Origin of the sequence: Streptomyces europaeiscabiei, from assembly GCF_001550375.1 — a bacterium.
Lineage (GTDB): Bacteria > Actinomycetota > Actinomycetes > Streptomycetales > Streptomycetaceae > Streptomyces > Streptomyces europaeiscabiei.
In genome coordinates this window covers 1-6444 of sequence record NZ_LRTR01000853.1, presented here as the reverse complement: position 1 = coordinate 6444, position 6444 = coordinate 1, and the positions used below count along the sequence as shown (strand labels likewise).

The 6444-nt window shown below is 69.8% G+C and carries 4 protein-coding genes and 3 pseudogenes; 5 read left to right on the top strand and 2 right to left on the bottom strand.

What is annotated here, in order from left to right; all coding sequences use genetic code 11:
• Positions 1-187: 187 nt before the first annotated feature.
• Entirely contained in the window at positions 188-1309 is a 1122-nt protein-coding gene (locus AWZ10_RS43460; RefSeq protein WP_060893919.1) for a PrpF domain-containing protein, read from the bottom strand.
• 171 nt (positions 1310-1480) lie between these two features.
• Here AWZ10_RS43460 and AWZ10_RS43455 point away from each other — a divergent pair, with 171 nt between their 5' ends.
• The 5 genes and pseudogenes from AWZ10_RS43455 (at position 1481) to AWZ10_RS43435 (ending at position 5604) form a co-directional block, all read left to right on the top strand.
• Positions 1481-2434: a LysR family transcriptional regulator gene (locus AWZ10_RS43455; RefSeq protein ID WP_060893918.1), complete on the top strand. Its 954-nt coding sequence runs from the start codon at positions 1481-1483 to the stop codon at positions 2432-2434.
• A 449-nt stretch (positions 2435-2883) separates the two neighbouring features.
• Positions 2884-3245 (top strand): annotated as a pseudogene (locus tag AWZ10_RS43445) (protein kinase family protein); the annotation flags it as partial.
• 2 nt (positions 3246-3247) lie between these two features.
• Positions 3248-3520 (top strand): annotated as a pseudogene (locus tag AWZ10_RS49475) (fumarylacetoacetate hydrolase family protein); the annotation flags it as partial.
• Between the two features lie 48 nt (positions 3521-3568).
• Positions 3569-4171, top strand: coding sequence for a TetR/AcrR family transcriptional regulator (locus AWZ10_RS43440; RefSeq protein WP_060893917.1), 603 nt, complete (start codon positions 3569-3571; stop codon positions 4169-4171).
• A 236-nt stretch (positions 4172-4407) separates the two neighbouring features.
• Positions 4408-5604, top strand: a complete 1197-nt coding sequence (locus AWZ10_RS43435) for a cytochrome P450 (protein ID WP_060893916.1) — start codon at positions 4408-4410, stop codon at positions 5602-5604.
• Between the two features lie 347 nt (positions 5605-5951).
• On the opposite strand, the pseudogene AWZ10_RS43430 reads toward AWZ10_RS43435, so the two are convergent.
• A pseudogene (locus AWZ10_RS43430) lies at positions 5952-6317 on the bottom strand (bifunctional methylenetetrahydrofolate dehydrogenase/methenyltetrahydrofolate cyclohydrolase); the annotation flags it as partial.
• Positions 6318-6444 lie beyond the last annotated feature (127 nt).

Here is a 6444-nt window from a genome sequence, read left to right as displayed (position 1 = left end):
ATGCCCAGATTGATCGGCAGCACGGTGCCGACCACGAACATCACCAACAGGGCGCCTATGGAGATCACTTCAGCAGACATCTTTGTCCTTGATGCGGTGGGGACGGGGTGGCGCGCCCCGAGGGCGCGAGGGTATCCCGGTGTGGACGGCTGGGAACCGGCCTGACCGAGGTGATGTTCGTCGCGGCTCAGGCGGCTTGCGGGCTGCCTGCTCCCGGTACGTAGATTCGGGCGTCGGCGAGGAGTCGGGCCGCGCGCTGCACGGTGACCCGGTGCGGCAGGCCGTCCCTCACATCGGTGCAGCGGACCGCGACGACGCCGGCGGGCGTGCCGAGACGCAACCACTCGTCGGTCGGGCCGCCCGTGGCCAGGGAGACCACGGACCCGCGCAACAGCCCGGCCGCCGCGACGGCGACGGCAGAGGTCAGGCCGATCGCGGGGTGCGGGGCGTTCATGCTGAGCATGCGCACCGACACGTCGTAGTCCTCGGCACCGATCGGTTCACCGAGGGTGGTGGTGTACGGCACCGGCGGGCCGACCAGGCCCACCTTGGGCACCGCGTCGCCCGGTTCATCGCCCGGCTGGAGCAGTCCCATCAGGGGTGCGGCGGTATGACGGACGGCGCGCAGCCACGGGACGTCCGCGCTCATCCGTTCCAGTGACTCGGCACCGGTACGCCCGGCACTGGCGGCCTCGACAAGGACCACCGGAGCTCCTGCGGTCACCATGCTCACGCGTACCGGCTCGGCGGCGCCGACCCGCAGGTCCTGGACGGCCCGGCCGGTGGGGAGCAGCGATCCGCTGGAACCACCGGCCGGGTCGCGGAAGGTGAGGCCGACCGCGACCCCGCCGGCCCGGGTGCCCGGTACCGTCTGACGGCCGAAGTGGTGCACCACGCCTCCGAGGGTGTCCACGGTTCCTTCGAGGACAGCGCCGGTATTGATGTTGCGCATCACCACGCGCGTCCGGTCGCCGGTGACCGGAACCAATCCTTTGGTCACGGCGTACAGGGCGACGCCGGTGGCGCAGTTGCCGCAGTTGCTCGTCCACTCCACCGAGCCCGTCCCGATGCCGACTTGAGCGAACAGGTAGTCGATGTCGATGCCAGGCTGGGGTGAGGCGCTGACCACGGCCGCTTTCGAGGTGGTGGGGGTGGCCCCGCCGACCCCGTCCAGCTCCACGGGGTCGGTGGCTCCGTAAGCGGCGACCAGCAGCCTTTCGAGGTCGCCACGGTCGGCAGGGACTTCGACCTGGTTGAACAGCCAGCACTTGCTTGTGCCGCCACGCACCAGGGTCGCGGGAATGTGCACGTCTGAGGCTCTTCCTGGATCAACGGAGGTAGGGAAAGGGCCGAGGCAGCGGTTACGGACGCATTGCGGGCCGGTGAACTGCTCGGCGATTGCGGAGACCTTCGCAGAGGCATGACTTCGGAACAATCGCAGTTCACTTCACCTGGGTTTAGCTGAGCTAAAGTCGTCGGCATGCTCAACGTGCGCCGTTTGTTGCTGCTCACCGAGGCCACCGAACGCGGTTCACTCACCGCCGCGGCAGAAGCCCTCGGCATGACCACCTCAGCCGCCTCCCAGCAGATGTCCCTGCTGGAGCAGGAGGCAGGGCAACCCCTGATCGAGCGGTTGCCACGCGGCATCCGCCCCACCCCCGCTGGTGCCGCGCTGGCCGAACGTGGTCAGACCATCCGCCGGGAGCTCCGTGCCGCCCAGGCCGACCTGGACTCCTTCACCGCCCTCGACCAGGGCACCTTGCGGCTCGGTTCCTTCCCCACGGCGAGCGCGTCCCTGCTGCCGCTGGCGCTCACGCGTTTCCGACGTCGCCACGCCGGCATCCGCATCGAGGTACGCGCCGGAGTCCTCTCGGAGCTCAGGGAGATGCTGCACACCGGCGAGGTGGAGCAGGGGCTGCTCTGGGACTACGAATGGAACCGCCTCGACGATCCGGCGCTTGGTCTCACCCACCTGCTGGACGACCCCACGGTGCTGGTCGTCCCTGCCGACTCCCCCCTGCGCACACATCCCTCCGTGCGCCTGGGCGACCTGGCCGACCAGGAGTGGATCATCCGTGCCGACAACCACCCCGTCGCCGACGTCCTGCGCCGAAGCTGTCGCCAGGCGGGATTCGAGCCGCGCATCGCCTACTCCTCGCACGACTACCAGGAAGCACAGGCCATGGTCGCCGCCGGTCTCGGCATCGCGCTCGCACCCCGCCTGGCCCTCACCAGCCGACGCAGCGACGTACGCCTTCTGCCGTTCGCCTCCGACGTCCCGGCCCCAACCCGCCGCATCCTCCTCGCACGCGCCACGGCACGCCCCGCCACCCCACCCGCCCAGGCAATGGCCCGCGTCCTGCGCACGGTGGCACAGCGATTCACCGCCCCAGACCTGCACCGGGCCCAGCTCGGGGCGGTCCGACGGGGCTGACGGTGCGGCCACCGGCTGCGCCCCCAGCGCAACGGTGCGCACTGGTCGTCGAGGAACATCCGGCGCCGCGGGTCCGAGTGCACGCCGACCGCCGAATGACGCCGCCCGCATGCCGAGCAGGCAAGCCGAGGTTCACCGGTCAGTCGGGGGCGAGGTGCCGACCTGGCTGATCGTGGACTGAGTGCCGGCCAGACCGACGCGGAGCCCTTCGATCTCGCCGAGCCGGCCCTCCCTTTTCGCTTCGGCGATGCGGTCAACAAGGTTGTCTCGAATGTCCACCAGCCGATCGAGCGGGGCGGGATCGGGTCGGAGAAGTGAGCATCGGACACACCCGAAGCCTCTGATCGGCAGCTCTCCGAAACCGAATCGGTGATGCCAGAGGAATCACAGTGAGACGTTCCGGAGAGCGAGAGCCCGCTCCGCCTGCTGTCTCGGTACTGTGACTTCGCATGACCGACACCGAGACCGAGATCCCCGCAGACCTGGTCCGCGACCTGTCGGCTGAGCAACATCCAGACCTCGCAGGGCTGGCCGTCCGCGAGGGGGCGGACGGCTGGGGCAACCAAATGGGCCGCCTCGGGGACGAGTTGGCCGTGCCCATGCCCGGCGCGGATCCCACCTCGGAGCTCCAGCTCAAGGAGCGGCGGTGGCTACCCGTGCCCACCCCGCGCATGCCGCTCCCGGTGCCGACCCCGGTGCGGTTCGGCGAACCGTCCGAACGCTTCCCCAGCACTGGACCGCAATGACGTGGGTTCCCGACGAGCCGCTGGACCACGGCTCGATCAGCCGCGGCGCTCACACGGCCGAAACTCGCACTGCCTCGTCGCCGACATCGCCCGCACCCTCACCCTGTACCCGGGGGACGTCCTGCTCTTCGGCATCCCGGCCAACTCCCGGCCCGTACAGCCCGGCGACATCGTGGAGGTGGAGGCGGAGGGCCTCGGCCGGCTCACCAACCACATCGTCGCCGGCCCCACCCCGGTACGCACCGACGTCGGCGCACGACCCACCGAGTCCGAGGAGGTCCTCTCCACGGCGCTCGGCGGCGACTGGGAGTTCCGTGGTATCCGCCCGCCGAGGCGATGACGCCCCTGGGCGGTCTGCCGGTCCCGAGGGACGGGTAGGGTCGCGCGCATGAGCGATTCCTCCCAGACCCCACCCGCCGGGACCCGTAAGCGCGTGGACTACGGGACCGGCCGTGAGGCCCTGCTCAACGCGGCTGTGCGCGTGGTGGCCCGGGGCGGGCTGCGCAAGCTCACCTATCGCGCTGTCGCGGAGGAGGCGGGTGTCACGCACGGGCTCGTGGTGCACCACTTCGGTTCGCGGGACGCGCTGATCGAGGCAGCCCTCGAGCACGCCGTGCGCACCAGCGCGAGCACGAGCTCGCTGGAACCCGGCACGGGCGACATCGCGGACTTCGCGGCGGGACTGGCGGACATGGTCACCCGCGGGCCGGCCATGCAGACGTTCCAGTACGAGCTCATGCTCGAGTCCCGGCGCAGGCCCGAGCTGCTGCCCCAGATCCGCGCGCTGTACGACGAGTACTTCGCGGCCACGGAGAGGGAGCTGTCCTGCAGCCTGCCCGAAGGCACCAGCCCTGCCCTGACCAGACTCGTCTTCGCCGCTCTGGAGGGTCTCGTACTGCATCAGCTGATCCTCGACGAGCCGGACGTCACCGAGGCCGCGCTGAAGGAGCTGCGGTCACTGCTGACCCGTCAGCGTGAAGGCGCAGAGTAGCCGCCATGTCGTAATCCCTGTCATAACAGCAGGTCAGAACGAGTCCCCGTCGCCCAGCGACGGGGACTCGCCTGTTTCCGGCGGCGTAGAGAGTTGATTACGTGCGCCCAAAGCGTTGACGAAATTATCCGAGTGGATAATTCTCGGCGGTGTAGGGACACTGATCGCCCTCCCCCTCCCCCTTCCACTCCCCTGCTCCCCCTCCGCCTCGCGACCGATACGAGGAGTGTCACGACATGACCGTCACCACGGCCGGACCCGCGTCCACCACCGAGGATCTGCTGCCCTTCCGTGACCCCGGCTTCCGTGCGGACCCGTACCCGTACTACGCGCGGCTGCGGGAGGAGCACCCTGTCTTCAGGCATCCGGTCGGCCTGTACGTCGTCTCCCGCTACGAGGACGTCGCCCGGCTGATCCGCAACCCCACCCTGAGCGTGGAGCAACTCGACTTCGGGCCGGCGACCCCGATCCACCACACCATGCTCGGCAAGGACGCCCCCGACCACACACGGCTGCGGCGAATCACCAACCGCTGGTTCACACCCAAGGCCGTCGAGGAGTGGTCCAAGGCGATGCGTGCCTCCGTGGAGGCAGTGCTCGACGAGGTCGAGAAGGGCGACGGCACGCTGAACGCGGCCGACGACCTCTCCCTGAAGTGCACCTTCGACACCACCTGTCACATCTTCGGTATCGAGCCGACCGAGATGGACACCATCCAGCGCAGGACCTACGAGATCGGGCTGAGCCTCGGCCCCGGCGGCAACAAGGACGAGGCCCGCGCCACCGCGGAGGCGTTCGCCTGGTTCGCCGAGCACATCCGCCGGCTCGTGGCCGACAAGCGAGCCCACCCCGGCGAGGGCCTGATCGACTCCTTCATCGCCGCGCAGGACGACGGCAGGATGACCGAGGAAGAAGTCGTCTGCACCATCCTGCTGTTCTTCGCCGTGGGCCACCTCGACGTCAAGCATCTGATCAACCACGGCATCTGGCTGATGACGCAGCACCCCGGGCTGTTCACCGCCTACCGGGACGTGCCGGAGGCACGGCCGGGCATCATCAACGAGATCCTGCGGATCGACACGCCCGAGTCGATGGTGGTGCGCCTGACCACGCAGGACACGGTCATCGGCGACACCACGGTACCGGCCGGAGAGGTGCTGGCCCTGCTCATCGCCTCGGCCAACCGCGACCCGGAGGTCTTCCCCGACCCCGACATCTTCGACCACACCCGCCCGGTCGCCACCGCCCAGCACCTGGCCTTCGGTTCCGGCATGCATGGCTGCGCCGGCCAGATCCTGGCCCGCGCCGAGGCCGACGTCGTCTTCAGCTCGATCGTCAACCGGTTCTCCGGTGTGGAGCCGGCCGGCGAGCCCGCCTACGCCCACACCGAGTTCCTGCGCACGATCACCCACCTCCCCATCCGTTTTCTCTGATCCCCCGACCTCTCCGAGAGGCAGGAGCCGTCATGAAAGTCGAAGTCGACCTCAAGAAGTGCAGGACCACGGCCAGTGCGTGTACGCGGCCCCCGACTGTTCGCACTGGACGACGAGGGGCGCCTACGCCCTGATCCGGGCGGGCCGCAGTGGCGGTGCCGGCCCGGTCTTCCCCGCGGTCGGCGGGCTGGTGGCGCCTTGGCCGTGGAGCCACGAGGGGACCGATGGAGTGTTGCACCGATTGCTCCGGTCGTGTGCAGGCGTGCGTGCGGCTCTCCAGCCGCCCGGCCACGATGCGGCGTGGGGGCCGGGCTTTCGCGGTCCTGTCCCCACCTCCTACGCCGACGTCAGCCGCGCTCCGCCGCCTCGACGATGTTGGTCAGCAGCATGGCACGGGTCATCGGCCCCACCCCGCCGACCGGCGGTGCGAGGGAACCCGCGACCTGGTCGACGTCCGGGTGGACGTCTCCGAGGACGCCCTCGACGGTCCGGGTGAGGCCCACGGACAGGACGGTGGCGCCCGGCTTGATCCAGTCGGGCTCGACCAGATGGGCCACGCCGGCCGCGGCCACCACCACGTCGGCGACGCGGGCGTGGGCGGCGGTGTCCTGGGGGGCCTCGTGGCGCAGGGTCACCGTGGCGTGTTCGGTGCTGCGGGTGAGCATCAGGCCGAGCGGACGGCCCACAGTGAGCCCGCAGCCGATGACGCAGAACTGCTGTGCTGGAGACTCTCGTCTCTGCCGCTGCCGCCGACGACGAGGCGTCTTCCGCTATAGAACCGGGCCGATCAGTTCACAGGCCCGCGCTGCGGCCACCAGCGCGCCGGTGCCACCGGTGGTG

Coding starts and splice junctions, on each gene's coding strand:
- AWZ10_RS43435 (WP_060893916.1), top strand. CDS start 4,408: ATGACCGTCACCACGGCCGGACCCGCGTCCACCACCGAGGATCTGCTG.
- AWZ10_RS43455 (WP_060893918.1), top strand. CDS start 1,481: ATGCTCAACGTGCGCCGTTTGTTGCTGCTCACCGAGGCCACCGAACGC.
- AWZ10_RS43440 (WP_060893917.1), top strand. CDS start 3,569: ATGAGCGATTCCTCCCAGACCCCACCCGCCGGGACCCGTAAGCGCGTG.